This is a genomic window from Cumulibacter manganitolerans (assembly GCF_009602465.1).
GTDB classification, from domain to species: Bacteria; Actinomycetota; Actinomycetes; order Mycobacteriales; family Antricoccaceae; genus Cumulibacter; species Cumulibacter manganitolerans.
This window is the reverse complement of record NZ_WBKP01000018.1, coordinates 1-24,603: the sequence shown is the minus strand read 5'-3', so window position 1 is coordinate 24,603 and position 24,603 is coordinate 1. Positions and strand designations below refer to the sequence as shown.

26 protein-coding genes and 1 tRNA gene are annotated in these 24,603 nt (G+C 72.5%); 10 read left to right on the top strand and 17 right to left on the bottom strand.

Going from position 1 to position 24,603, the window contains the following annotated elements; all coding sequences use genetic code 11:
* Window positions 1-116 precede the first annotated feature (116 nt).
* The 4 genes from F8A92_RS08715 to F8A92_RS08700 all read right to left on the bottom strand — a co-directional run bounded on the left by F8A92_RS08715 (window position 117) and on the right by F8A92_RS08700 (window position 3,709).
* The gene (locus tag F8A92_RS08715) at window positions 117-1,259 is read right to left on the bottom strand and encodes an RNA polymerase sigma factor (protein ID WP_153504776.1); all 1,143 of its coding nucleotides are present in this window, start codon (window positions 1,257-1,259) and stop codon (window positions 117-119) included.
* A 4-nt stretch (window positions 1,260-1,263) separates the two neighbouring features.
* Window positions 1,264-1,671 (bottom strand): YciI family protein, encoded by a 408-nt coding sequence (locus F8A92_RS08710; protein ID WP_153504775.1) that lies wholly within the window; start codon window positions 1,669-1,671, stop codon window positions 1,264-1,266.
* Window positions 1,672-1,798: 127 nt separating this feature from the next.
* A complete protein-coding gene (locus F8A92_RS08705; RefSeq protein WP_153504774.1) occupies window positions 1,799-2,572 on the bottom strand; it encodes an SDR family NAD(P)-dependent oxidoreductase in 774 nt (257 codons plus the stop codon).
* A gap of 102 nt (window positions 2,573-2,674) precedes the next feature.
* Window positions 2,675-3,709 carry an NAD(P)-dependent alcohol dehydrogenase gene (locus F8A92_RS08700; protein ID WP_153504773.1) on the bottom strand — a complete coding sequence of 345 codons (1,035 nt, stop codon included), beginning with the start codon at window positions 3,707-3,709 and terminating at the stop codon, window positions 2,675-2,677.
* A 163-nt stretch (window positions 3,710-3,872) separates the two neighbouring features.
* Between F8A92_RS08700 and F8A92_RS08695 the strand changes: the two genes are divergently transcribed.
* From F8A92_RS08695 to F8A92_RS08685, 3 genes are all read left to right on the top strand, one after another.
* Window positions 3,873-4,436, top strand: coding sequence for a GNAT family N-acetyltransferase (locus F8A92_RS08695; protein WP_153504772.1), 564 nt, complete (start codon window positions 3,873-3,875; stop codon window positions 4,434-4,436).
* A 59-nt stretch (window positions 4,437-4,495) separates the two neighbouring features.
* Window positions 4,496-5,047, top strand: a complete 552-nt coding sequence (locus F8A92_RS08690) for a dihydrofolate reductase family protein (RefSeq protein WP_153504771.1) — start codon at window positions 4,496-4,498, stop codon at window positions 5,045-5,047.
* Between the two features lie 74 nt (window positions 5,048-5,121).
* Window positions 5,122-6,123 (top strand): DNA topoisomerase IB, encoded by a 1,002-nt coding sequence (locus F8A92_RS08685; protein ID WP_153504770.1) that lies wholly within the window; start codon window positions 5,122-5,124, stop codon window positions 6,121-6,123.
* A 1-nt stretch (window position 6,124) separates the two neighbouring features.
* Here the strand turns inward: F8A92_RS08685 and F8A92_RS08680 are convergent, their stop codons facing one another.
* A complete protein-coding gene (locus F8A92_RS08680) occupies window positions 6,125-6,799 on the bottom strand; it encodes a response regulator (RefSeq protein ID WP_153504769.1) in 675 nt (224 codons plus the stop codon).
* Window positions 6,751-8,535 (bottom strand): sensor histidine kinase, encoded by a 1,785-nt coding sequence (locus tag F8A92_RS08675; protein WP_153504768.1) that lies wholly within the window; start codon window positions 8,533-8,535, stop codon window positions 6,751-6,753. The genes F8A92_RS08680 and F8A92_RS08675 overlap by 49 nt, the downstream gene beginning before the upstream one ends.
* A 158-nt stretch (window positions 8,536-8,693) precedes the next feature.
* Here F8A92_RS08675 and F8A92_RS08670 point away from each other — a divergent pair, with 158 nt between their 5' ends.
* Entirely contained in the window at window positions 8,694-9,140 is a 447-nt protein-coding gene (locus F8A92_RS08670) for a pyridoxamine 5'-phosphate oxidase family protein (protein WP_153504767.1), read from the top strand.
* Here F8A92_RS08670 and F8A92_RS08665 read toward each other — a convergent pair.
* Window positions 9,137-9,556: a pyridoxamine 5'-phosphate oxidase family protein gene (locus F8A92_RS08665; protein ID WP_228389308.1), complete on the bottom strand. Its 420-nt coding sequence runs from the start codon at window positions 9,554-9,556 to the stop codon at window positions 9,137-9,139. The two genes, F8A92_RS08670 and F8A92_RS08665, sit on opposite strands and share 4 nt — an antisense overlap.
* A 193-nt stretch (window positions 9,557-9,749) precedes the next feature.
* On the opposite strand from F8A92_RS08665, the gene F8A92_RS08660 reads away from it, so the two are divergent.
* From F8A92_RS08660 to F8A92_RS08650, 3 genes are read left to right on the top strand one after another with little or no spacing between them, the layout of a single operon-like run.
* Complete coding sequence (locus tag F8A92_RS08660) at window positions 9,750-10,646, top strand: universal stress protein (protein WP_153504765.1); 897 nt, start codon at window positions 9,750-9,752, stop codon at window positions 10,644-10,646.
* Between the two features lie 32 nt (window positions 10,647-10,678).
* The gene (locus F8A92_RS08655) at window positions 10,679-11,719 is read left to right on the top strand and encodes a zinc-dependent alcohol dehydrogenase family protein (protein WP_153504764.1); all 1,041 of its coding nucleotides are present in this window, start codon (window positions 10,679-10,681) and stop codon (window positions 11,717-11,719) included.
* 46 nt (window positions 11,720-11,765) lie between these two features.
* Window positions 11,766-12,305, top strand: coding sequence for a flavodoxin family protein (locus F8A92_RS08650; protein ID WP_153504763.1), 540 nt, complete (start codon window positions 11,766-11,768; stop codon window positions 12,303-12,305).
* A 155-nt stretch (window positions 12,306-12,460) separates the two neighbouring features.
* Here F8A92_RS08650 and F8A92_RS08645 read toward each other — a convergent pair.
* Both F8A92_RS08645 and F8A92_RS08640 read right to left on the bottom strand, forming a co-directional pair.
* Window positions 12,461-12,533: transfer RNA gene (locus F8A92_RS08645), tRNA-Ala, on the bottom strand.
* Window positions 12,534-12,604: 71 nt separating this feature from the next.
* On the bottom strand, window positions 12,605-13,690 hold the full coding sequence (locus F8A92_RS08640; protein WP_153504762.1) for an alpha/beta fold hydrolase: 1,086 nt from the start codon (window positions 13,688-13,690) through the stop codon (window positions 12,605-12,607).
* Window positions 13,691-13,783: 93 nt separating this feature from the next.
* Here F8A92_RS08640 and F8A92_RS08635 point away from each other — a divergent pair, with 93 nt between their 5' ends.
* Window positions 13,784-14,425, top strand: a complete 642-nt coding sequence (locus tag F8A92_RS08635; protein WP_153504761.1) for a VOC family protein — start codon at window positions 13,784-13,786, stop codon at window positions 14,423-14,425.
* Window positions 14,422-15,231 carry an enoyl-CoA hydratase/isomerase family protein gene (locus F8A92_RS08630; RefSeq protein WP_153504760.1) on the top strand — a complete coding sequence of 270 codons (810 nt, stop codon included), beginning with the start codon at window positions 14,422-14,424 and terminating at the stop codon, window positions 15,229-15,231. The genes F8A92_RS08635 and F8A92_RS08630 overlap by 4 nt, the downstream gene beginning before the upstream one ends.
* A gap of 63 nt (window positions 15,232-15,294) precedes the next feature.
* Here F8A92_RS08630 and F8A92_RS08625 read toward each other — a convergent pair whose 3' ends face one another.
* Complete coding sequence (locus F8A92_RS08625; RefSeq protein ID WP_228389307.1) at window positions 15,295-16,452, bottom strand: glycerophosphodiester phosphodiesterase; 1,158 nt, start codon at window positions 16,450-16,452, stop codon at window positions 15,295-15,297.
* Window positions 16,453-16,548: 96 nt separating this feature from the next.
* A complete protein-coding gene (locus F8A92_RS08620) occupies window positions 16,549-17,961 on the bottom strand; it encodes a phytoene desaturase family protein (protein ID WP_153504759.1) in 1,413 nt (470 codons plus the stop codon).
* 226 nt (window positions 17,962-18,187) lie between these two features.
* Between F8A92_RS08620 and F8A92_RS08615 the strand changes: the two genes are divergently transcribed.
* Window positions 18,188-19,756, top strand: a complete 1,569-nt coding sequence (locus F8A92_RS08615) for an AMP-binding protein (protein ID WP_153504758.1) — start codon at window positions 18,188-18,190, stop codon at window positions 19,754-19,756.
* Between the two features lie 9 nt (window positions 19,757-19,765).
* On the opposite strand, the gene F8A92_RS08610 is transcribed toward F8A92_RS08615, so the two are convergent.
* From F8A92_RS08610 to F8A92_RS08590, 6 genes are all read right to left on the bottom strand, one after another.
* Window positions 19,766-20,371 (bottom strand): PQQ-dependent sugar dehydrogenase, encoded by a 606-nt coding sequence (locus F8A92_RS08610; RefSeq protein WP_228389306.1) that lies wholly within the window; start codon window positions 20,369-20,371, stop codon window positions 19,766-19,768.
* On the bottom strand, window positions 20,320-20,496 hold the full coding sequence (locus tag F8A92_RS18990) for a hypothetical protein (RefSeq protein ID WP_228389305.1): 177 nt from the start codon (window positions 20,494-20,496) through the stop codon (window positions 20,320-20,322). Before F8A92_RS18990 ends, F8A92_RS08610 begins: the two co-directional genes overlap by 52 nt.
* A gap of 9 nt (window positions 20,497-20,505) precedes the next feature.
* Window positions 20,506-21,351, bottom strand: a complete 846-nt coding sequence (gene sepX / locus F8A92_RS08605; protein WP_456064328.1) for a divisome protein SepX/GlpR — start codon at window positions 21,349-21,351, stop codon at window positions 20,506-20,508.
* A 124-nt stretch (window positions 21,352-21,475) separates the two neighbouring features.
* Window positions 21,476-22,048 (bottom strand): GNAT family N-acetyltransferase, encoded by a 573-nt coding sequence (locus F8A92_RS08600; protein WP_194291418.1) that lies wholly within the window; start codon window positions 22,046-22,048, stop codon window positions 21,476-21,478.
* Between the two features lie 31 nt (window positions 22,049-22,079).
* Complete coding sequence (glp, locus tag F8A92_RS08595) at window positions 22,080-23,303, bottom strand: molybdotransferase-like divisome protein Glp (protein WP_153504754.1); 1,224 nt, start codon at window positions 23,301-23,303, stop codon at window positions 22,080-22,082.
* Window positions 23,304-23,385: 82 nt separating this feature from the next.
* Window positions 23,386-24,345 carry a UTP--glucose-1-phosphate uridylyltransferase gene (locus F8A92_RS08590; RefSeq protein ID WP_153504753.1) on the bottom strand — a complete coding sequence of 320 codons (960 nt, stop codon included), beginning with the start codon at window positions 24,343-24,345 and terminating at the stop codon, window positions 23,386-23,388.
* Between the last annotated feature and the right edge of the window lie 258 nt (window positions 24,346-24,603).

Below are 24,603 nucleotides of genomic sequence, written 5' to 3'. Positions count from 1 at the left end.
GTCGAGCGAGCGAGGAACGAGCGACGTCGAGACGTCGGGGGCCGTCATGGTCGGTGGGTCACCGCCAGCCTCGGCCTGTGGGCCTCAGCCTCCGGCCGCGCGCAACCGTGCAGCGTTCAGCCTCGGGCGGCGCGCAGCCGGATGGCCTGGCGGGTCAGGTGGTCCCGCTCCGCCCGGTTGGTCGCCCGGCGGGCCGCCTCGACGTAGAGCGCCCGCGCTCGGGCGGTGTCGCCGGCCATCTCCTGCAGGTACGCCGCGACGGCGGTGTGCCGGGGCACCGCCGGGTCGACCTCGGCCAGCGCCGCCAGTCCCGCGCGGGCGCCGTCCGCCTCGCCGACGGCCACCGCGCGGTTGAGGCGGACGACGGGCGATCCGGTGAGGGCGAGCAGCTCGTCGTACCAGCCGACGATCTGCACCCAGTCGGTCTCGGCGGCCGTCGGCGCGTCGGCGTGCAGAGCCGCGATCGCCGCCTGCGCCTGGTACGGCCCGAGGCGATCGCGCGCCAGCGCCGACTGCAGGATGCGCACGCCCTCGGCGATGGCGGCGGTGCTCCACCGCGACCGGTCCTGCTCGGCGAGCGGGATCAGCCGGCCGTCCGCGCCGGTGCGCGAGGGCCGGCGGGCGTGGTGCAGCAGCATGAGCGCCAGCAGGCCGCCGACCTCCGGCGCGTCGGTGAGCGCGGCGAGCTGGCGGGCCAGCCGGATCGCCTCCTGCGCGAGGTCGATCTGCCCGCTGTAGCCCTCGTTGAACAGCAGGTACAGCACCTCCAGGACCGTCGACAGATCGCTCGCGCCGTCGAGCGGCAGATCGGCGATCCGGCGCTTGGCCCGGCTGATGCGCTGCGCGACGGTCGCCTGCGGCACGAGGTACGCCTCGGCGATCTGCTGGGTCGTCAGACCGCCGAGCGCACGCAGCGTCAGTGCCGTGGCGGCGCTGCGTGTCAGCGCCGGGTGCGCACATCGGAAGTACAGCTGAAGAGTGTCGTCCGCGTCGCGCACGGGCCCGGCCGCCGGCTCGGCCGCCACGCGCTCCTCGCGCGATCGGCGCGCGTCGTCGCTGCGCACCTGGTCCAGGAACCGCCGCCACGCCACGGTCACCAGCCACGCCCTCGGGTCGCGCGGCGGATCGCCGTCCCAGGTCTCCAGCGCGCGCACGAGCGCCGCCTGCACGGCATCCTCGGCCGACGCGAAATCCGCGCCGCGCCGGACGAGGACGCCGAGCACCGCGGGGATCAGCTCGCGCAGCGCGGCCTGCTCCACCGCCTCACTCCGTCACCGTCGGCGGGGCGTCCATCAGCGGGCGCAGCTCGAGCCACTCCCCCAGCGGCTTGCCGCCCGCGCCGGGCGCCGCCGACAGCTCCGCGGCGATCTCCCGGGCCCGCTCGAGGCTGTCCACGTCGATCATCATCCAGCCGGCGATCAGGTCCTTCGTCTCCGCGAACGGGCCGTCCGTCACCGGCGGCTTGCCGTCGCCGTCCCACCGCACCCACTCGCCGTCCGGCGCGAGCGCGTCGGCGCTCACGAACTCGCCGGAGGCGGTCAGCCTGTCGGCCAGGTCGCGCATGTACTGCACGTGCCGGTCGAACTCCCCGGGCGCCCACTGGTCCATCGGGACGTCGTTCAGGCACGGCCGCCCGCCCTGGTAGTGCTTGAGCATCAGGTACTTGGTCATCGTGGTTCTCCTCGCTCGGTGCGGCCCCGGTGGCCCCATCCACTACCGGGACGGAGCCGGCCCGCCGTTCTCGACACCCGCGGGAGGGTTGCTCGTGACCGGCGGGCCGACCGGTACCGCGCCGGGGTCAGTGTGCGCCGTACGCGGACCCGCCGTCGACCTTGATGATCGTCCCCGTGGTGTACGACGACGCGTCGCTGGCCAGGTAGAGCGCGGCGCCGACGATCTCGTTGGGCTCGCCGCCGCGCTGCAGCGGGATGCTCGTGCGGGCCCGCTCGTTGAAGGCCTCCATGTCCCAGGCGTGCGAGATGTCGGTCAGGAACGGGCCCGGCATGATGCCGTTGACCCGGACCGTCGGCGCGAACGCCCGGGCCAGCCCGAGGGTCATCGCGTTGAGCCCGGCCTTGGCCATCGCGTAGGGGACGATGTCGCCGCGAGGCGCCACCGCGCCGGTGCTCGAGACGTTGATGATGGCGCCGCCGTCCCCCTCGGCCATCCGCTCACCGAGCAGCGACGCGAGGCGGAACGGTCCCTTGAGGTTTACGTCGAGCACCTTGTCGTAGAGCTCCTCGGAGATCCCCGAGAGCCGGTCGTACAGCGGGGACATGCCGGCGTTGTTGACCAGGACGTCGACCCGGCCGAACTCCTCGAGCACGGTCTCCACGAGGCGGTCGCAGTCCGTCCAGCTGCCGACGTGGCAGCCGACCCCGATCGCGCGGGCGCCGGTCGCGGCCGTGATCTCCGCGGCGGTCTCGCGGCAGCTCTCGGCCTTGCGGCTCGCCACCACGACGCTCGCGCCGTTCTCGGCGAAGGCGAACGCCATCTCGCGGCCGAGGCCCCGACTCCCTCCCGTCACGACGGCGATCTTGTTGTCCATCCGAAACGACGGGGTGACGGGCATGCGGTCCTCATTCTCAGCTAGGTGATCGGGCACCTCGGTCCTAGCATCCCGGCGACCCTCGCGGCAAACCCGGCGACGCCGCGCCGGGCGCCGCAGCGCCCGTTACGGCACGACGATGCCGCGCCCGCGAATCGTCCCGGCGTGCATCCGCTCGTACACGGTGGGCGCGTCGTCGAGGCCGAACGTCTCGGTCTCGACGTGGATCGCCCCGGACCGCGCCAGCTCGAGGACCTCCTCGAGCTCGCTGCGCGAGCCCCAGTACGGCGCCCACACCCGCACCTCGAAGGGGAGGGTGAAGAAGCCGACCGGGACGGCGCCCGCCCCGACGCCGACCACCACGATGTCCGACTCGGGGTGCACCATCCTCGCCGCGAGCGCCGTGGTCGTCTCGATGCCCACGAAGTCGAAGACCGCGGTCGCGCCCCGGCCTCCCGAGAGAGACCGGATCTGCTCGATGGACGACTCGTCCGACGGCAGCGCGTGGTCCGCGCCGACGTCCAGCGCCAGCTGCCGGGCGGGTTCCTTGGGGTCGAGGGCGATCACCGTCGCCGCGGTGAGCGCCTTGAGGATCTGCACGCCCATGTGCCCCAGGCCGCCGGCGCCGATGACCACGGCCACGGTGCCGGGGAGCAGCTTGGGCAGCGTGGGCTTGATGGCGTGGTACGGCGTGAGCCCGGCATCGGTGAGGGCGACGGTGGCCACCGGGTCGAGGTCGCCCAGGGGGACGAGGTGCCGCGGGCTGTCGACGATCATGTACTCGGCCATCGAGCCGGGCGCGCCGAGCCCGGGTGGGCGGATGCCGCGCTCGGCGGCGTACCGGCAGTAGTTCTCCTTGCCCTGCGCGCAGGCGTGGCACACGCCGCATCCCCACGGCCCGTACACCGCGACCGATTCGCCGATCTCGACGCCGGTCGCGCCCTCGCCGAGCTCGGCGACCACGCCGGCGCCCTCGTGCCCGAGGGTGAGCGGGAGGCCGTACACGTACCGGCTCTCCGGCAGCGACATGATGAACTCGTCGGAGTGGCAGGCGCCGGAGGCGGTGACCCGCAGCAGCACCTCGCCGGGCCCCGGGGTCGGCTTGTCGACCTCGACGACCTGCGGCGGGCGGCCGATCTCGACGTACTGGCAGGCTTTCATCAGCGATCTCCTCGGGCGGCGACGGCGGCGTGACCTCAGCGTAAGCGGCCGGACCGACGATCCCAAGAGCTTCGCGAGGTGACGGCGGACGATCGCCCGCGCCTCGCCCCTCGGGGAATAGTGTGAGGTCACGCCGTGCTGCCGCGACCTGGAAGGAGGAGGCATGCGAGATCGTTCGGTCGGTCTGCGCCCGCTCACCCTCGACGACCTTCCGATGGTGGAGAGGTGGATGCGCGACCCGCGGGTGGCCGAGTGGTGGAGCGACGACCCGGCCGGGGAGCTCGCCGACATCGAGCAGGAGGTGCGGGAGGACGGCGCAACCGTCTACCGGATCTTCGAGGTGGACGCGAAGCCGATCGGGTTGATCTTCCGGTACCGCATCGACGACTACACCGACTATGTCGAGACGTTCGCCGCGGCGAACGTCGACCTGCCGCCGGGGTCGTGGAGCATGGACTACCTCATCGGCGAGACGGACGCCGTCGGCCGCGGCCTGGGCACCGCGATGATCCGCGCCGCGTGCGACGAGGTGTGGTCCACCGACGCCGGGGCGTCGCGGATTCTCGTGCCGGTGCACGCGGACAACACCCGGTCCTGGCGCGCGCTGCAGCGCGCCGGCTTCACCCGCATACCCGGCGTGTTCGTCATGGAGCCGGACACGGCCGCGCACGACGGCCGGCACGTGATCTACGCCCTGTCGCGGCCGGGCGGCGACCCGCCGCGATGACTTCACGGCTCCGGCTCGGTCTACACCTCTGAGACCAGCACCCGAGGGAAGGCACCATCATGAGCCGCAAGGTCACCGCCCACCTGTTCCACTCCGTCGACGACGTGGTGGAGAGCCCGCACCTGTGGCAGTTCGACGCGTTCGGCCCCGAGGAGGGCCGGCTGATGGACGACACCATCGCGCCGGCGACCGATGTGGTGATCGGCCGCAGGCTGTGGGAGGAATGGAAGGACTACTGGCCGGGCGCCGACGATCCGTTCGGCGGGTGGATCAACGCCGTGCGCAAGCACGTCGTCTCCAGCACGCTGGCCGGGGAGCTGCCGTGGAACAGCGTGGTGGCAGGCGGCGACCCGTTCGGCTACGTGCGGCGGCTGCGGGACTCCGACGCGGACGGCGAGATCTCCGTGGCCGGAGGCATCGACACGATTCGTTCACTGTTCGTCGGCGGGCTCGTCGACGAGCTCGTGCTGACCACGCACCCCGTGATCGCCGGAGAGGGACGCCGGCTCTTCGACGGCACGGTGCCGCTGACCCGGCTGACCCTCCTGGGCGCCCAGCAGACGAGCGTCGGCAACGTCGTCCAGCGCTACGCGCTCCGTCCGCCGGAGTGACCGGACGGCTGCACCGCAGCGCCGCCGCGGCGGTCGTCGGGCCCGCCGCGGCCACGGCGCTCTAGAGTCGCCCCATGAGACTGCGACGGGTTGACCCGCGGACGCCCGGCTGGAGCCGCCGGCGCGCGGGCAAGGGGTTCTCCTACCGCGACCAGCACGGCCGGCCGCTGCCGCCGGAGGACGTCGAGCGGGTCAAGTCGTTGGCGATCCCCCCGGCCTGGCGGGACGTCTGGATCAGCCCGTACCCGAACGGGCACATCCAGGCGATCGGCACTGACGCGGCGGGCCGGCGGCAGTACCTGTACCACCCGGCCTGGCGCACGCAACGTGACGAGCTGAAGTTCGACCGCGTCAAGGACGCCGGCCGCCGCCTCGCGCGGGCGCGCAGCCGGATGATCGAGGACCTGACCACCGACGGCATGCCGCTGTCGCGGGCGGCGGCCACCGCGACCCGGCTGCTGGACCTCGGCTACTTCCGGATCGGCAGCGACGCGTACGCCGACGCCAACGGCTCGTTCGGGCTGACCACCCTGGAGCGCCGCCACGTGCGGCGGCGCGGCAACGACCTGCTGTTCTCGTTCGTCGGCAAGTCCGGCATCGAGCACTCGATCGTGATCAGCGACCCGGTGGTCATCGAGTCACTGAACCTGATGCGCCGCCGGCGCGGCGGCTCGAACCGGCTGCTGGCCTACCGGGGCGCCGCCCGGTGGGCCGATCTCGACGCGGCGGCGGTCAACGAGTACATCGCGCAGATGGTCGCCGAGGATCTCACGGCGAAGGACTTCCGCACCTGGCACGCCACCGTCATCGCCGCGACCGCGCTGGCGGAGAGCGACGAGCCCGGGGACACGAAGGCCTCCCGCAACCGGGCGATCAAGGCCGCGGTCGAGGAGGTGTCGGCGTACCTGGGCAACACCCCGACCATCGCCCGCAAGTCCTACATCGACCCGCGGGTGATCGATCAGTACGAGGCCGGCGTGACCATCGCACCGACCCTCGCGCGACGAGTGAAGGACCCCGACAAGCACCTCGCGGCGGTCGAGCGGGCCGTCGCGGATCTGATCGACGGCGCGTGAGCTAGCGGACGTGGTGGTCGGCGCCGTAGACCGCGGCCTGGGTGCGCCGCTCCATCCCGAGCTTCGCCAGCAGCGAGGAGACATAGTTCTTGATCGTCTTCTCGGCGAGGAACAGCCGCTCGCCGATCTGCCGGTTCGTCAGGCCCTCGCTGATCAGCCCGAGGATCTCGCGCTCCCGATCGGTCAACGAGGCCAGCCGCTTGTCCTCCGGCTCGGCGGTGCGCAGCCGGTTGAGCAGCGTCTCGGTGACCTTGGGGTCGAGCAGCGACTTGCCGGCCGCCACCTGACGCACCGCGTCGACCAGGCTCGAGCCGCGGACCTCCTTCAGCAGGTAGCCGGAGGCGCCGGCCATGATGGCCGCGAACACGGCGTCGTCGTCGTCGTACGACGTGAGGATGAGGCAGCGCACCTCGGGGGCGATGGACCGGATCTCGCGGCAGACGTCGATCCCGCTGCCGTCGGGCAGCCGGGCGTCCAGGACGGCGACGTCCGGGCGCACCGCCGGGATCCGGCGCACCGCCTCGGTGGCGGTGCTCGCCTCGCCGACGATCGAGATGTCCTCCGCGGCACCGATGAGGTCGGCGATGCCGCGTCGGACGATCTCGTGGTCGTCCAGCAGGAAGACGCCTATCGAGCGAGGTGCGCCGTCGCCGGCTGGTTCAGTGGGATCGTCCATGACAAGTGCACTCCTCTTCTGGCGGACGAGGTCGGATAGCGCGCCGACGCGTCGGTGAGCCGCAGCGTCCCGCGGTGCCGGCGCGCGCGCTTCTCGAGGTTGGCGATGCCGCTGCGGCGCGTGGCGCTGCCCAGTCCGGCCCCGTCGTCGACGACCTCGAGGGTGAGCTGGTCGCCGTCCGCGCCGAGCAGGACGGCCGCCTGCCCGGCGCCGGAGTGCTTGGCCACGTTGGTGAGCGCCTCGCGGACGACGGCCGCCAGGTCGTCGACGACCAGCTCGGGAACGACCGACTCGACCGGACCGGAGAACTGCACACGAGGCCGGAAGCCGAGGACCGGCGTCAGCTCGGCGACGACACCGAGGATCCGGCTGCGGGCGGTGCCGACCTGCGGCCCTAGCTGGCCGCGCAGCTGGAAGATCGTCGTGCGGATCTGGCGGATGGTGTCGTCGATGCTCGAGACCACGCTCGCGAGCCGGTCGCGGTGCATCCCGTCGTGCCGGCCGGCCAGCACGCTCTGCACCGTCAGCCCGGCCGAGAACAGCTGCTGGATGACGTGGTCGTGCAGGTCCCGGGCGATCCGGTCACGGTCCTCCAGGAGCAGGAGGCGCTTCTGATGGTCGCGCGCGTCCGCCAGCTCGAGGGCGATGGCGGCGTGATTGGCGAACGCCGTCGCCATCTCCAGGTCGGCCTCCTCGAACGGCGGACGTCCCCGCCGACGGCCGACGGCCAGCGCGCCGCGCATCCGCTGGGTGCCCACCAGGGGCAGGATCATCACCGGGCCGGCGGGCAGCACCTTCGACAGGTGCAGGTGGCGCTGGGGGTGATCGGCCGCGTCCCGGACGAGGACCGGTCGCCCGGTCTCGAAGGCTTCGCCGGCGAAGGTGTTCTCCACCGGATAGGTGTGCCCGGCCAGGGTCTCCGCCTGGGTGCCGGAGGCGACCTCGACCATGAGCCGGTTGCCCTCGCCGGTCGGCAGCACCACCGTGACGAGGTCCGCATCGGCCATGTGGCGGGTCTCGCGGGCGATGACCGCCAGCGGTTCCTCCCCCTCCTCCGACAGCAGCTGCCGGGTGATCTGGGTCGCCGCCTGCAGCCACCGCTGGCGGCGCTGGGCCTGCGCGTACAGCCGCGCGTTCTCAATCGCCATGCCCGCCGTGGCGGCCAGCGCCGTGACGAGCTCCTCGTCCTCCGCCGAGAACTCGCCACTCGCCGCCTCGGTCAGGTAGAGATTGCCGAACACCTCGTCGCGGACCCGGACCGGGACGCCCAGGAAGCTGCGCATCGGCGGGTGCCCGGGCGGGAAGCCCACCGAGCGCGGGTCCTCGGACATGTCCCGGAGCCGGATCGAGTGCGGATCGTCGATGAGCGCGCCCAGCAGGCCCTTCCCTGAGGGCAGCGGACCGATCTGCGCGATCGTCTCGTCGTCGACGCCGACCGTGATGAACTCCGACAGCCCGCCGGCGGGCGCGAGGACGCCGAGCGCTCCGTACCGCGCGTTCACCAACCGGCACGCGGCCTGGACGATGTGCCGCAGCACGGTGGGCAGCTCGAGGTCGGCGATGATCAGCTGGTCGGCGGCCAGCAGCTCGCGCAGCCGGTCCTGTGCGGACATCACATCCTGGGCACGGTCCATCAGCTGGCGGAGCAGCTGGTCGAGCTCGAGCCGCGGGCCGGCGTCGAACCCCACCGGGGACGCGACCGGCCCCCGATCGCCGTCGACTGTGTCGGATGTCACTGCATCAGGTTAGACCGTCGGGTCGCCCGGGTCGCCGGGTCTCCCGATCCCGCGACAAACCGGGGACCAAGTGCCCGGGACTCCGCGGCCGTTCTGCCCCCTCGGCGGAGCCGTTCGGCAGCATCGCGCACCGACCCCCTCGGCCCACACTGTGAGCCATGGCCACCACGAACGACCCCACCCCGTCCGCCGCGTCGACGGACCACCGTGGGCTGCGCCGGATGGGTCTCGAGGAGTGCACGGCCAAGCTCCGCGAGGCCACCGTCGGACGGGTCGCGTTCGTCAGCGACGGCGAGATCGTCATCCTGCCGGTGAACCCGGTCGTCGACGGCACGACGATCCTGTTCCGCACCAGCTGGGGCGCCAAGTACTGGGCTGCGGAGCTGTCCAGCCAGGCCGCCTTCGAGATCGACGGCTTCGACGCGGACTCGGCGACCGGCTGGAGCGTCCTGGCGCAGGGCACCTTCGCGATCGTCGACGACCGCGCCGAGTGCGAGCGTCTGGACCGGATGGCGCCCGCGGCGTGGCTACCGCCGTCCGACGCCTCGTTCTGGGTCGCGATCCGCCCGCACGACCTGTCCGGACGGGAGATCCTGCCGCGCTAGCCCGCCGCGATCGCGAACTGCCGCCCGGTGATGGCGCTCGGATCGATCCGGACGAACCGCGGCTTGGCCGCCGGATGGATCGGCGACAACGGCAACGACAACGCCTCGATCATCTCCTCCGTGCCACGGATCTCGCGGGCCCGGCCCTTCACCACCACGCTCCAGGCCAGCCGCCTGTCGAGGTCGACCCCGTCGACCTCGAACGCGACGGGGTGGCCGACGCACGCCGACAACTTGGTGCCGACCGCCGTCCGGAAGACCACCGTCCCGTGGTCGACGACGTGCGTCACCGGAAAGATCTCCGGGGTGTCGTGCACGATCACCGCGAGCCGTCCGTAGCGGCACTCGCGGATCCGCTCCCAGGCCTGCGGCCGGTCGAGCTCCTCGCTGCCGGCCGGCCCCGCCGTCGATCCCACACCTCGAGTATGAACCGCCCACGCGAGCGTTGCCAGCGCCGCGGCGGCGCGACCGGGCGCGCCGTGCCGCAGTCGGACGGCGTACCCGGCGTACCCGCCGTATCGGGCCCTTCGGCCCTGCCGCGACCACGCCGCGCTCGGGACGCTGAGGTCAGGAGCGACCGCCTCCGGTGCCACGCGAGAGGACGACGTCATGAGCAACGACCACTTGCCGATCCTGGTGGGCCTCGACGGCTCCCCCGAGCAGGGCGCGGTGCTCGACTGGGCGACCACCGAGGCGCAGTCGCGCGGGGTGCTGCTGCGGCTGGTGTACGTCGTCGACCCGACGCGCACCTACTTCGCGACGCAGCTCTACGGCGCGGCGCCGCTGCCGGTGTCGGCCCGCGACTCGGAACGCGCGACCGACATCGCGACGAAGACGCTGGAGGCCGCGGCCGGGCGGGTGGCGGCCCGGGCTCCCGGCGTGCCGGTCCGCACCCAGCTGTACGACGGCGAGAGCCCGGTCGAGGTGCTGCTGCGCGAGTCGGCGCAGGCGCGGACCATCGTGCTCGGCTCGCGGCGGATGGGCGCGGTGGGCTCGATCGTCCTGGGCTCGGTGGGCGCCACCGTGGCGGCGCGCGCGTCCTGCCCGGTCGTCGTCCTACGGGGCCCCGCGGGCCTGGTCGAGGAGCAGGCCGGCGTCGTCGTGGGCGTCGACGGCCGAGCACCGTCGGAGACGGCGCTCGCCTACGCGTTCGACTTCGCCAGCCGCCGGTCGCTGCCGTTGACGGCGGTGCTGTGCTGGCACCTCGATCCCCTCGCCCAGGCGCTGTGGCGCCCCGCGGCGCCGGTCCCCACCCAGGTCGAGGCGTGGCTGTCCGAGGCGATGGCCGGTTGGCGCGAGGAGTACCCCGACGTCCCGGTGCACGCCGAGGTGGTGCGTGATCATCCCGTCAGCGGGCTGGTCGCCATCTCCGCCGCCCAGTACCTGCTCGTCGTCGGCAACCGCGGGCACCACGCGCTGCCGGGCACGCTGCTCGGGTCGGTGAGCCAGGGCGTCCTGCACCACGCCGGCTGCCCCGTGGCCGTCGTCCCGCTGCCGGCCTCCTGACCGCCGCTCGGGCCATCCCCCCTGGAGCCACCATGAAAGCGCTGCGCTACAACGGTCCCGGCGAGGTGAGCTGGGACGACGTCCCCGACCCGGTGCTGGTCGAGGACACGGACGCGATCGTCGGCGTGGACACGACGACGATCTGCGGCACCGACCTGCACATCCTGGCCGGCGACCTGCCCTCGGTGGTGGCGGGCCGGGTGCTCGGGCACGAGGCGGTCGGCACGGTGGAGGCCGTCGGCTCGGCGGTCACCACCATCACGCCGGGCACCCGGGTCCTCGTGTCCTGCATCTCCGCGTGCGCGCGGTGCCGGTTCTGCCGCGAGCGCCGCTACGGCCAGTGCCTGGGGGGCGGCGGCTGGATCCTCGGGAACAAGATCGACGGCACCCAGGCCGAGTACGTGCGGGTGCCGTTCGCCGACACCTCGCTGTACCCGATCCCGACGGTGCTGGACGACGAGGCCGTGCTGATGCTCTCGGACATCCTGCCGACGTCGTACGAGCTGGGTGTGGTCAACGGCGCGGTCCGCCCCGGGGACACCGTGGTGGTCGTCGGCGCGGGGCCGATCGGGCTCGCGACGGTCCTCACCGCGCGGCTGTACAGCCCCGGGCGGGTCGTGGTCGTCGACCGGTCCGACGCGCGGCTGACGGCGGCTCGGCAGTTCGGCGCCGACGTCGCCATCAACCCGGACACCGACGACCCGGCCGAGCTCGTCGGCGTGCTTACCGACGACCTGGGCGCCGACGTGACGATCGAGGCCGTCGGGCTGCCGGAGACCTTCGAGATGTGCGCGCGCCTCGTCCGGCCCGGCGGGCACCTGGCCAACATCGGCGTGCACGGGCGACCGGCCACCCTGCACCTCGAGGAGCTGTGGTCCCGCGACCTCACCCTCACGACGGGGCTGGTCGACACCTGGTCGACGCCCACCCTCCTCCGGCTGGTGCGGTCCGGCCAGCTGCCGACCGACCGACTCGCCACCCACCGCTTCGAGCTCACCGAGCTCACCGACGCGTACGACACGTTCGCGCACGCCGGCGACAACGGCGCCCTGAAGGTCGTCCTGCACAAGTAACCCGCCGCCGAGGGAACGAGCCGGCACAGAGAGGAAGGACCGCGTCATGCGCGCACTGATCATCGTCGAGTCCATGTGGGGCGACACCCGCGCCGTGGGCGACGCGATCGCCCAAGGGCTCTCGCCCAGCATCGAGACGGAGGTGGTCGACGTCGCGGCGGCCCCTGCGCTGCTGGCGGACGAGGTACGGCTGCTGCTGGTCGGCGGCCCGACGCACGCGTTCGGGATGACGCGCGCACGCACCCGGGCCAGCGCGGCGCAGCAGGGCGCGGACGCCGGGCATGCGGCGGCGATCGGCATCCGCGACTGGCTCGGCGATGCCGGCGCGCCCGCGCGGCCGACGCTCGCCGCCGCCTTCGACACGCGGATCCGCAAGCCGCACCTACCGGGCTCGGCGGCCCGGGCGGCCGAACGCCGGCTGCGGCGCCTCGGCTACGACATCGCCTCCCCGGCGACGTCGTTCTACGTCACCGACTCGGCCGGGCCACTCGCCGACGGCGAGCTCGAGAGGGCGTCCGCGTGGGGCACGCACCTGGCGCTGGCGGCGCGCAACCGGCTGCAGCACCCGACGTCCGGCCACCGCTGAGCCACCGCCCGCCCGTGGACTGTCCGGTAGCAGTCCCGCGATGCAGCAAGAACGCTGCATCGCGGGAATGCACGCCGTTCCGCATACGCAAACGGACCACCGGGCATCCCCCGGTGGTCCGTTCTCACGAGCAACTGTCTCAATTGTTTCTCGAGTGGAGCTAAGGGGATTCGAACCCCTGACCTTCTCATTGCGAACGAGACGCGCTACCAACTGCGCCATAGCCCCTTGCGACAAACGAGAATACCACCCGTTCGGCGGGGCGCGGACGGCGGTCGGCCCGTCTCCCACGGACCGGTCTACGCGCCGACGTCGGCGGCGAGCAGCTCGCTCAGGTGCTGGTCCACCTCCGCGATGTAGGACTCCTCGAACCCGAACAGCGCGAAGTGACCGGCGATGCTGTGCAGCACCCGCAGCTCGCTGCCGGGGGTGAGCCGCTGCTCGGCCTCGCAGTCCAGCGGCGGGAAGAACATGTCGCTGTCGATCGGCATGACGAACATCTTCGCGGTGATCCGCCCGAGCGCGGCCGCGAGATCGCCGCGGGCGTTGCGCGCGACGTCCCCGCGCTGCCACTTCCAGCCCATCGACAGCAGCGCGTTCGGGTCCATCATCCGGAACAGCGTCCGCATGAACTGCTCCTGGAACTCCTCGAACGTGCTCCAGCTCTGCCCCTCCATGATCGGCGGGACGCCACGCCAGAACTCGGTCTTCCAGAAGTCGGTCGTCAGGCCCATCACCGCCCAGATGTCGGCGTGCCGGCCGAGGCCGGCGGCGACGTCCACCGGCGAGGAGTACTCGCCGCCGTTCCACCCCGGGTCGCAGGTGATGGTGTCCATGAGGGTCTGCGTGAACAGGAAGTCGTGCGGGGTGTTCTGGGCGGTGCCGGCGATGGGCGCGGCGCGCAGCACCTTGTCGGGAAACCGCACCGCCCACTCCCAGGTCTGCTGCGCCCCCATCGAGCCCCCGACGACGAGGGCGAGCCGCTCGATCCCGAACTTCTCGCGCAGCAGCTGCTCCTGCGCGCGGACGTCGTCCCCGATGCGCACGTCGGGGAACTTCGACATCGCGATCGCCGGGTCGTCGGTGTTGTGCGGGGACGTCGACAGCCCGTTGCCGATCTGGTTCACGACGACGATGAAGTACTTGTCGGGATCCAGCGCGCGCCCGGAGCCGATGTAGACCAGCTCCCAGGTCTGATGGGTGCCGGAGAACCACGTGGGGATCAGGATCGCGTTGCTCTTGTCCTCGTTCAGCGTGCCGTAGGTGGCGACCGCGAGCTGCAGGTCCGGGATCACACCGCCGTCCTCGAGCTCGAACCGGCCGAGGGAGTGCAGCTCGTACGGGCCCTGCGCCTCCGGGCTGTAGAAGGGGTTCTCGATGGGCATGGCAGCCTCCGTGGTGAGCGGGTCGGTTCCTCGAACCTATCCGGACATGACGCAGGTCACCAGGGCCGAAATCCCCAATGGCAGGATGCCCGTATGACAGACATCGACCCCCACAGCCGGATCGACCACCTCGTGTACGGCGTCCTGGATCTGCAGAAGGCCGTCGACGACATCGAGCAGCAGATCGGCGTGCGCCCCGTCGAGGGCGGCCGGCACCTCGGCCACGGCACCCGCAACTACCTGCTCGGCCTGTCGCCGACGTCGTACCTCGAGATCATCGCGCTGGACGGCGAGAACCCGGCGGCCGACGGACACCCGACCGCCTTCCACCTCGACCGGCTGCGCGAGGACCGCCTCGTCGCGTGGTGCATCCACCCCGGCGACATCGACGGTGCGCTGGTGAAGTCGCGCCGCCACAACGCCGACCACGGCAAGCTCACCCCGATGTCGCGGGTCGACAACGAGGGCAACGAGCTGCACTGGACTCTCGCCAAGTCCGACGACCTGCCGTACGGCGGCCTGGCGCCGTTCCTGATCGACTGGGGCGACTCGGTGCATCCGGCGTCCTCGGGAATCCCGCACGCCGAGCTGCTCGACCTCGAGGTCGGCTCCCCCGACGCCGACGCGGTGAACGGTCTCTACCGGGACCTGGGCATCGACGTCGTCGCCGTGACCGCAGACGAGCCTCGCCTGCGCGCGACCATCGCGGGCCCCACCGGGACGGTGTCGCTGTGAGCGCCGGCGGCACGGTCCTCGTCGAGTCGCCCGAGGAGGGTGTGCGGCTGCTGCGGCTCAACCGCCCCGAGCGGCTGAACACGATGACGCACGAGCTGCTCACCGACCTGCACGCCGCGCTGGACTACGCCGACCGGGCGGACGACGTCCGCGTCGTCGTCATCACCGGTGCCGGGCGGGCGTTCTGCGCCGGCCTCGACCTGGACGGGTACGACGACGGCTTCGACGACGGCTACGGCCCGGTCCGCGGCGGACTGGCCCGGCAGCGCGAGATCGCCTCGGCGGCCGAGAAGATCCGCAACCTCAGCAAGCCGGTCATCGCCGCGATCAACGGGCCCGCGGCCGGCGGCGGGCTGGCCGTCGTCCTGGCCAGCGACATCCGCATCGCGGCCGCCGACGCGGTGTTCAGCGTGGCGTTCATCAAGGCGGGCTTCTCGGCCTGCGACATCGGCACCTCGTGGCTGCTGCCGCGGATCGTCGGCGCCGGCCGCGCCCACGAGCTGATGCTCACCGGGCGGCGGTTCGACGCGGAGGAGGCCGAGCGGATCGGGCTGCTCTACCGCATCGTGGACGGCGCCGAGCTGATGGACGTCGCGCTGGCCAAGGCGCGCGAGATCATGAGCAACCCGCCGTTCTCCGTCGAGCTGACCAAGCAGGGCATGTGGCTGGCCCTCGAGACGCCGTCGTTCCACGCATCGGTCGAGCTGGAGAACCGCCAGCAGATCCTCACCGCGATGACCGAGGACCGCCGGGAGGCCACCGCGGCGTTCCTGGAGAAGCGGCCGCCGCGCTACCGCAACCGCTGAGCCGGCACGCGACGGCCCGCGCCCCGGACGACCGGGACGCGGGCCGTCCGCATCGTGCGGGGGCTACTTTCCGGCGACGAACTGGTCGCGCGCCAGCACGCCGATGTCCGGGTTGTCGGTGAACAGCCCGTCGATGCCCGTCGCGAGGTAGGCCTTCATCTCGTCGATGATCCGGCCGTAGTCGTAGGGGTTCGCCCCATTGCGGTAGTCCAGCGGCAGGAACGTGTTCTCGGCGCGGAACGTGTACGGGTGCACCGTCAGGCCCGCGGCGTGCGCGTCCGCGACGAACGACGTCGGCGTGCTGAGGGTGCCGTCGGCGTTGCGCGGGATCACCTGCGACTTGTCCGGGCCCAGCCCGTCGACGAACGCCCTCATGCCGGCCAGCCCCGTGGGCGTCGTCAGGTCGGCGTACGTGCGCGGGTCCCCCGCGGCCACCAGGTCGTACGGCGCGCCCTTCGCGCCGGTGAGGAACACCGTCTTCGTCTTCAGCCCGAGCTGGGTGCGCAGCTCCTGCAGGTTGGTCAGCTCGAAGGACTGCACGAACACCGGCGCCTTCGCCTTGTTGAGGCCGGCCTTCTCCAGCGCGGCCACGACGAGCGGCTCCAGCGGCAGCCCGACCGACTTGAAGTACGTCGGGTGCTTCGTCTCGGGGTACACGCCGATCTCGCGCCCGAGCTCCTTGCTCAGCGCCGCGCGCAGCTGCAGCACCTCCTGGAAGGTGGGCACCTCGAACTGGCCGTCGTAGACCGTGTTCTCCTGGCGCTCCTTGGGCAGCCGCTCCTTCGCGCGCAGCGTCTTGAGCTCGGCGAGGGTGAAGTCCTCGGTGAACCAGCCGGTGATCGGCTTGCCGTCGATCACCTTCGTCGTCTGCCGCGCGGCGAACTCGGGGTGGTCGGCGACGTTCGTCGTGCCGCTGATCTCGTTCTCGTGGCGCGCGACGAGGACGCCGTCCTTCGTCGAGACCAGGTCCGGCTCGATGTAGTCCGCCCCCATCCGGGCGGCGAGCTCGTAGGAGGCGAGCGTGTGCTCCGGACGGTAGCCGGACGCACCGCGGTGGCCGATCACGAGCGGCGCGGCCGTCGCGGTCTCGCCGCCCTTCTTCGGCGCGGGCGGCGCGGCGGTCGCGGCCGACGGCAGCAGCAGCGCGGCGAGGGCGGTGGCCATGAGGATCGTGACCGCGAGCGCGCGGCGGCGCCTCGGCGGGGTTGCGTGAATGTCCATGAGAACCAGCCCACCGACCTGACCTGAACCTGACATGTCGGCGGGGCGACGTGTGTCGGACGACGAGCCGAACAGCTGCGGCGGGCCCCGCGAGGATCAGCGCGCCAGGTACTCCAGGGCCGCGGCGGCCGCGTTCCACCCGCACATCCCGTGCACGCCGGCGCTGGGCGGGGTCGCCGAGGAGCAGAGGTAGACGCCGGGCACTCCCGTCTCGTAGGGATTCGCCGCCGGCCGCGGCCGGAAGATCACCTGGCGGGCGTCGTTGGCCCCCGCGGCGATGTCGCCGCCGACGTAGTTGGGGTTGTAGGTCTCCATCGCCGCCGTGTCGCGGACGTGGGTCGCGACGATCTGGCTCGACACGCCGGGTGCGAACCGCTCGAGCTGCCCCATCAGCTCCTCGGTGGCGTCCCTCGAGCCGAACGGCACGTGCGCGTAGGCCCACAGCGGGTTGATGCCGTCGCGCGAACGGCTCGGATCGGCGAGGTACTGCTGGCCCACCAGCACGAACGGGCGGCGCGGCAGCCGCCCCCGGACGATGTCCCGCTCGGCCGCGACGATCTCGTCGATCGTGCCGCCGAGGTGCACGGTGCCGGCCTTGCCGCACTCGGGATTCGTCCACGGGACGTCGCCGCGGATGGCCATCTCGACGCGGTGCACGCCCGGGCCGTAGCGGTAGCGGCGGTACGCCCGCGCGACCCGGCGGGGCAGCCGGTCGCCGACGATGCGGGCGGCGGCCTGCGGCGTCGTGCTGAGCAGCACGGCGTCCGCGCCGGCGACCTCGGCGAAGTCGGTGACCTCGTGGCCGGTCTCGATCGTCCCGCCGTACGACGCGAGCGCCGCGGCGAGCGCGTCGGTGATCGCCCGCGACCCGCCCTCGGCCACCGGCCAGCCGTCGGCGTGCCCGGCCGCGATCAGCATGACCGCGATGGCGCTGGTCAGCGGTCCGCCCAGGCGGCCGAGCTGATGGGCGGCGACACCGGCGAACAGCCCCTTCGCCTGCGGGGTCGAGAACCGACGCGCGAGCACGGTCGCCGGCCACGCCGCGCGCAGGCCGAAACCGGTCAGCGTGAACGGGTGCCGCGGCAGGCTGACGACCGGCTTCAGCGCGTCGTCGGCGACCTTGCCGAAGTGCCGCGCGATCGGCCCGAACACCTGCTTCCACGCCGCGCCGTCGGCGCCGAGCGCCTCGGCCGTGCGGTCGATGTCGCGGTACAGCAGGCCCGCCGACCCGTCGTCCAGCGGGTGCGCCATCTCGATCTCCGGCCACAGCCAGCGCAGCCCGAAGTCCTCGAGGGACAGGTCCTCGAACGCCGGCGACAGCACGCCGGTCGGGTGGAAGGCCGAGCAGTCGTCGTGCAGCAGGCCCGGGAGCGTCAGCTCGGACGTCCGCGTGCCCCCGCCGATCCGCTCGCTCATCTCCAGCACCCGGACCTCGTGCCCGGCGCGCGCGAGGCGCACCGCCGCGCTCAGCCCGTTCGGTCCGCTTCCGACGACCACGACCCTGCCCATGCACGACCTCCCGATCTCGACCGCTCCCTCGTTGGACCCTACGTCTCCCCCGCCGTCCCCGTTGTGTTGTGACCGCTTCGGGCGACGTCGCCCGAGCCGCAACAACACAACGGGAAACGCCGCACCCGGGGTCGAATTGTCGCACCGGGGCGCGCCGCATAGGCTCCGTACACCACCGCGCGGCCCGCCTCAGCCGGTCCGTGCCCGTCGCGACCAGGAGATCTCCATGCCCGATTCCACGCCGATCCAGGTGATGCAGCGAGACCTGGTGCTCAACGCCTTCAGCAAGTTCGCCGGCAAGCCGGCGCTCGCCGCCGACGGCCGGACGTGGACGTACGGGGAGATCGCCGCGCAGGCCAACCGGGTGGCGAACGCCCTCATCGCGCAAGGCATCCGGCCGGGTGACCGGGTCGCGCTGATGATGTCGAACTGCGCGGAGTACATCATCGCCGAGCAGGGCATCCTGCGGGCCGGCGCCGCCCTCGTCGCGCTGAACGACATGCTCAGCGACGACGAGCGCCGCTACATCCTGCGCGACAGCAACGCCAAGACCGCCCTCGCGACGCGCTCACAGGTCGGCCCCGCGATGGAGGTGCTCGCCGAGGGCGGCGAGCTCGCCCGCGTCGTCCTGGTCGCCGACGACCAGCCCGCCCCCGAGGGCGCGGAGCTCTGGTCGGACGTGCTCGCCGCGGCCGGCGACGGGCTTCCCGACGTCCGGGTCGAGCCGTCGACCATCGCCCGGATCGCCTACACCGGGGGCACGACGGGCCAGCCCAAGGGCGCCATCCACACCCAGTACACGATCGGCATCTGCCTGCTCGCGCACCTGCCCGCGATGGCGCTCGCCGAGGACGAGGTCCTGCTGGTCACCTCCCCGCTGCCGCACGCGGCCGGCTTCCTGCTCAACGCGTCGATGCTCGGCGGCACGTTCGCGTACATCGAGCGGGGCTTCGACCTCGACGTCGTCCTCGACCGCATCGAGAAGGACGGCGCCTCGTTCCTGTTCATGGTGCCGACGATGATCTACCGCATGCTGGATCGGGTCGCGGCGGAGCAGCGCGACCTGTCGTCGCTGCGCACGATCCTGTACGGCGCGGCGCCGATCACCGTCGACCGCCTCGCGCAGGGCATGCAGCTGCTGGGCCCGGTGTTCCTGCAGCTGTACGGGCAGACCGAGTGCCCCAACTGGATCACCCGGCTCGGCAAGACCGACCACTCGACCGATCCGCAGAAGGCCCACCTGCTGCGCTCGTGCGGGCGCTCGACCGCCCTGGTCCAGGTGCGGATCGTCGACGAGAACGACGCGGACGTGCCGGTCGGCGAGCCCGGGGAGATCGTGCTGCGCTCGCCCTACCAGATGGTCGGCTACCACAACCGCGACGAGGCGACGGCCAAGACGCTGCGCGGCGGGTGGCTGCACACCGGCGACATGGGCACGATGGACGCCGACGGCTACGTGTACCTGGTCGACCGCAAGAACGACATGATCATCAGCGGCGGCATGAACGTCTACAGCACGGCGGTCGAGAACGCCATCTCGGCGCAGGACGGCGTCACCCAGGTCGCAGTGGTCGGCGTCGAGCACCCCGACTGGGGCGAAGCGGTGGTCGCGTACGTCGTCGCCGCCGAGGGGGTCAGCATCGACGAGAGGTCGATCATCGACGGCGCTCGCGACAAGCTGGCGAAGTACGAGCTGCCGAAGGCGGTCGTGCAGACCGAGGAGCTGCCGGTGACCAGCGTCGGCAAGATCGACAAGAAGCGGCTGCGCGCCGCCTGGCCGGGCTGGGACCGATAGTCCCCCGCCTCACACGGTGACGCGGAGGATCTTGTCGTCGTCGCCGTTCGAGGTCGTCACGTACAGGACGCCGTCCCCGCCGGGCTCGACGGTGCGCAGCCGGCCGTAGTCGCCGTCGAGCACCGCGGCCTTCGTGAGGCTCGCGGGGCCGCCGCCGTCCGGGAGCCGCAGCAGGTAGAGCGCGGACGCCTTCAGCGCGGCGATCGCCAGCTCGCCCTCGTGCGGGCCCCAGGCGGGTCCGTCCAGGAACGCGCAGCCCGACGTGGCGAGGGTGGGCGACCCGCTGGACCACACCGCGGGCACCGCGCCGTCGATGGCGGTGTCGGTCATCGGCCGTGACTCGTCGTACGTCCCCGATCCGACGGGATCCCAGCCGTAGTTGGCGCCGGGCCGCAGGAGGTTGACCTCGTCGTCGACGTCCGGCCCGTGCTCGGCGGAGTAGAGCGCGCCGGTGCCCGGCTGGACGGCGAGGCCCTGCACGTTGCGGTGGCCGTAGGTGTACACCAGGCGGGTCGCCGGATCCGCGCTGCCGGCGAACGGGTTGTCCGGCGGTGGCGCGCCGCTCACCGGATCGATGCGCAGCACCTTGCCGCCGAGCGCAGGGCCAGACCCCACGGGTGCTCGAGGCCGTCGGCGACCACCTCGACCTGCCACGCGTCCGTCGCCGGGCTCGGCGGCGCCGCGGCGGTGCAACCGGCGAGCAGCAGCGACCCGCAGGCCAGCAGCAGCGCCCCGCGCATGCCGTGCTGCTAGACGGCCCGCCGGAAGTGGTCGTCGTCGGTGCTCGCGGCACCGTGCACGCCGTAGGCGTCGTACTCGTCGTCCCAGTCGTAGTAGTCGGGCGAGTCCTGGTACTCCGAGTGCGAGCGGCGTCCGGAGAGGTCGACCGAGTCGGCGACGGGCGCGTCGGCGAGGTCGTAGAACTCGGGGTCTTCGTCGTCGAGCAGCACGACGTCCGGCTCGATGATGCCGGAGGCCACGAAGGCGTTCCCGGCGAGGCTGGACTGCGAGCGGGTCTCACGGCGGGCGCGGCTGTCCGCGGGCGCGCGGTTGGCGCGGATCTCCCGCGTGAGCCGGCGCTCCTCCTCGCGGCGTGCCTCGTTGCGCAGGTGCACCAGGTAGGCGGCGACGGCGACGCCCGCGGCGCCGGCGATCACCCACGTCCACGAACCGGCGAACACCGCCAGCGCGAGCGCCAGCACGAAGAACGCGCCGAGGCCGATCACCGTCTGCCGGCGGCGCTGCAGGATCCGCTGGCGCGCGGCGTCGGTGCGGCGCGGGCCGCGGGCCGCGCGGGGCTCGTCGTCGTAGTGGGGCCGGTCGTCCGCCGGGTCGGCGTCGACGATCCGCTCGTGCACGGCCGTGTCGACCATGTCGTCGAGATCGTGCGAGGGGGAAGACTCGCGTGCACTCATCGAGAAGCTCCTTTTCCGCTGGCCGGATGCCGTGGACGTACGTCGCAGCACGCGCGCTGACGAGGTGTCGTTCTCTCGGATGACCGATTCCAGCGCGCTGTCGCGGCGAGTGAGGACCATGGGCACCAGGACCACGAACCAGGCCACCACCACGGCGGCCAGGAAAACCCCAGATCCCACGAGTCACCTCCAGTCACATCCGTCACGACTGGGGACAGTCTCTCCGAGTCCGCCGGCCGGCCGGGACAGGCGCGCCGCGTGGCGTAACGATTCGTGCACATTCGTGCCGCGAGCGGCCTCGCCGCTACGTCTCAAGCAGGCCGCGCAGCGCCGTCAGGTCGTCGTCGGCGGTCAGCGCGTAGCCGAGGTGGTCGCGCCAGGACCCGTTGATGTCCAGGTAGCGGACGTAGCGGCCCTCGAGGCGCATGCCCAGCTTCTCCGCGACCCGGATCGAGGCGGCGTTCTCCGGCGCGATGGCCGCGTGCACCCGGTGCAGGCCGATGTCGAACGCGTGCTGGATCGCCAGCGCCACGGCGATCGGGGTGATGCCCTGCCCAGCACGCTGGCGGTCGACCCAGTACCCGACGTCCGCCGACCGCACGGGACCCCACTGGATCGGTCCGAGGTTGACCTGGCCGACGAAGGCCGAGCCGTGCAGGATGGCGAACGGCAGCAGCCGTCGCTCGTGGGCGGCGATGCCGCTGTCGCGGCGCATCCGCAGGAACGCCAGCCGCGAGCTGCGCGCCTCCCAGCTCTCGGCGGACGTCGGCTCCCAGGGGCGCAACCATTCGCGGTTGCGCAGCCGGACGGCGCGCCAGGCGCTGCGGTCGCCGTAGGCCAGCGGCCGGATCGTGACGGCGCCGTGCCGCAGCGTCACCCGCCAGGGCGGCCGCGCGGCGCCGCGCGGCTCAGGAGCCAAGGACCAGGGGCATGACGGAGACGTCGGCACCCTCGGTGACCTGCGTCTGATCCTCCGGGATCACGATGAGGCAGTTGGCCTGCGCCATCGAGAACAGCAGGTGCGCGCCCGCGCCGCCGACCGGCGATACGACGTACCCGCCCTCGGGGTGGCGCATCAGCAGCCCCCGGCGGAACTGCTTGCGGCCGGCGGGGCTGTCGAGCGGCTCGGTCGAGCGGGCCTTGGTCATCGGCCGGAACAGCCGCTTCTTGCCTAGCAGGAACCGGATCGCGGGCCGCGCGAACACCTCGAACGACACCAGCGCGCTGACCGGGTCGTTCGGGAAGCACAGCACCGGCACCTCGCGCTCGCCGATCACGCCGAAGCCCTGCGGCATGCCCGGCTGCATCGCGACCCGGGTGTACTCCACCGACCCGAGCTCGGAGAGGCATTCGGACACCACGTCGAACGAGCTCGACGCGAACCCTCCGGAGAGCACGAGCAGGTCGGTGCGCAGCAGCTGCGACTCGAGGGTCGACATCAGCCGCGACTTGTCGGCCGGGACGGCGCTGGCCCGGTACACCGCCGCGCCCGCGTCGCGGGCGGCCGCCGCGAGCGCGAACGAGTTGACGTCGATGAGCTCGCCGGGCGACGGAACGGTGCCTACGTCGACGAGCTCGGAGCCGATCGACAGCACCGTCACCCGGGGGCGCGGCCGGGCCTGGACGCGGGTGCGCCCGACCGCCGCGAGCAGGCCGACCTGCGCCGGCCCGATCGGGGTACCGACCGAGACGGCGGTGTCCCCCGGCATGACGTCCTCGCCCGCGCGGCGGATGTACGCGCCCCTGGGCGGCGCCTTGCGGATGTCGACGCGGGCGACGCCGCGGTCGGTCCAGGCCAGCGGGACGACGGCGTCGGCGCCGCCGGGCAGCATCGCCCCCGGATAGATCCGCACCGCCGTGCCGGCGGACAGGCTGCGGGCCTCGCGGGCACCGGGCTCGGCCTCGGCCACCACGGCCAGCTGCACGGCGTCGTCGGGGCGCGCCGCCTGCACGTCGGCCAGCCGCACGGCGTAGCCGTCGATCGCCGAGTGGTCGAACGCCGGCAGGGAGGTCTGCGAGACCACCTCCTCACCGCACAGCAGGCCCTGCGCATCGAGGATCGCCAGCTCGATCGACTCGAGGGTCGGCAGCGACGACAGGATCGCGTCGACGTGTTCTTCCACTGTGCGCACTAGGTGGTGCCTCCGTGACGTTGGGTGAGCTGGGGTCCATCATGCGGTAGACCGCCCGGATTCTCCCGGATTTGCGGGACCGTCAGGACGAGACGGAGCGCTCGGTCTGGAACTCGTGCAGGAACTCACCGAGCCACTCGACGAACGACGGGCCGAGGTCCTCGCGCTCCGCGGCGAGCCGCACGACCGCCCGCAGGTAGTCGCCTCGGTCGCCGGTGTCGTAGCGCCGGCCGGTGAAGACCACGCCGTGGATCGGGTGCCCCTCGGAGGCCAGCAGCTTCATCGCGTCGGTGAGCTGCACCTCGCCGCCGCGCCCCGGCGGCGTGCGGTCGAGGGCGTCGAAGATCTCCGGCGACAGCACGTAGCGGCCGATGATCGCGAGGTTGGACGGCGCGTCCTCCGGCGTGGGCTTCTCCACCAGGTCGGTGATGCGCACGACGTCCCCGATCGACCGCGGCGCCGAGATGGCGGGCGCCTGCACCGCCTCGACCGCGGCGCAGCCGTACATCGAGACCTGGTCGTGCGGCACCTCCATGAGCGCGACGACGCAGCCGCCGAACGCCTGCTGCACCTCGAGCATGGGGCCGAGCAGGTCGTCGCGGGCATCGATGAGGTCGTCGCCGAGCATCACCGCGAACACCTCCTGGCCGACGTACGGGGCGGCGCAGTTGACCGCGTGCCCGAGACCGCGCGGCTCGCCCTGGCGGATGTAGTGCACGTCGGCGAGCTCGGCCGAGCGCTGGACCGACTTGAGCCGGTCGCTGTCGCCCTTCTTCTCGAGGGCGGCCTCCAGCTCGGGGGCGTGATCGAAGTGGTCGATGATCGCCTCCTTGCCGCGGCCGACGATGACGAGCACCTGCTTGAGGCCGGCGTCCACCGCCTCCTCCACGATGTACTGCAGCGCGGGGGTGTCGACGATCGGCAGCAGCTCCTTGGGGATCGCCTTCGTCGCGGGCAGGAACCGGGTGCCCAGGCCGGCGGCCGGGATCACTACCTTGTAGGCGTGCGCGCGCTCACGCGCCGTGCTGTGGGGAGAGCTCATCGAATGTCCCGTCCGTGAGAAGTGATCGCTACCGTTCACCCTACTGAGTACCGGCGTGCTGGCACGCCGTAGAAGCCACGGTCACCTGGGGGATCGCCATGAAGGACCGGTCGCGGGAGGTGAAGGCGGTACTGCGGGCCGAGTACGCCGCGCGCCGGCGCGCCCGCACGCCGTCCGAGCTGGCGCGGGCCGAAGCCGGGCTGCTGGCGCACGCCGCGCGGTGCGACGCCTCGACGATCGCCGCGTTCGTCCCCGTGC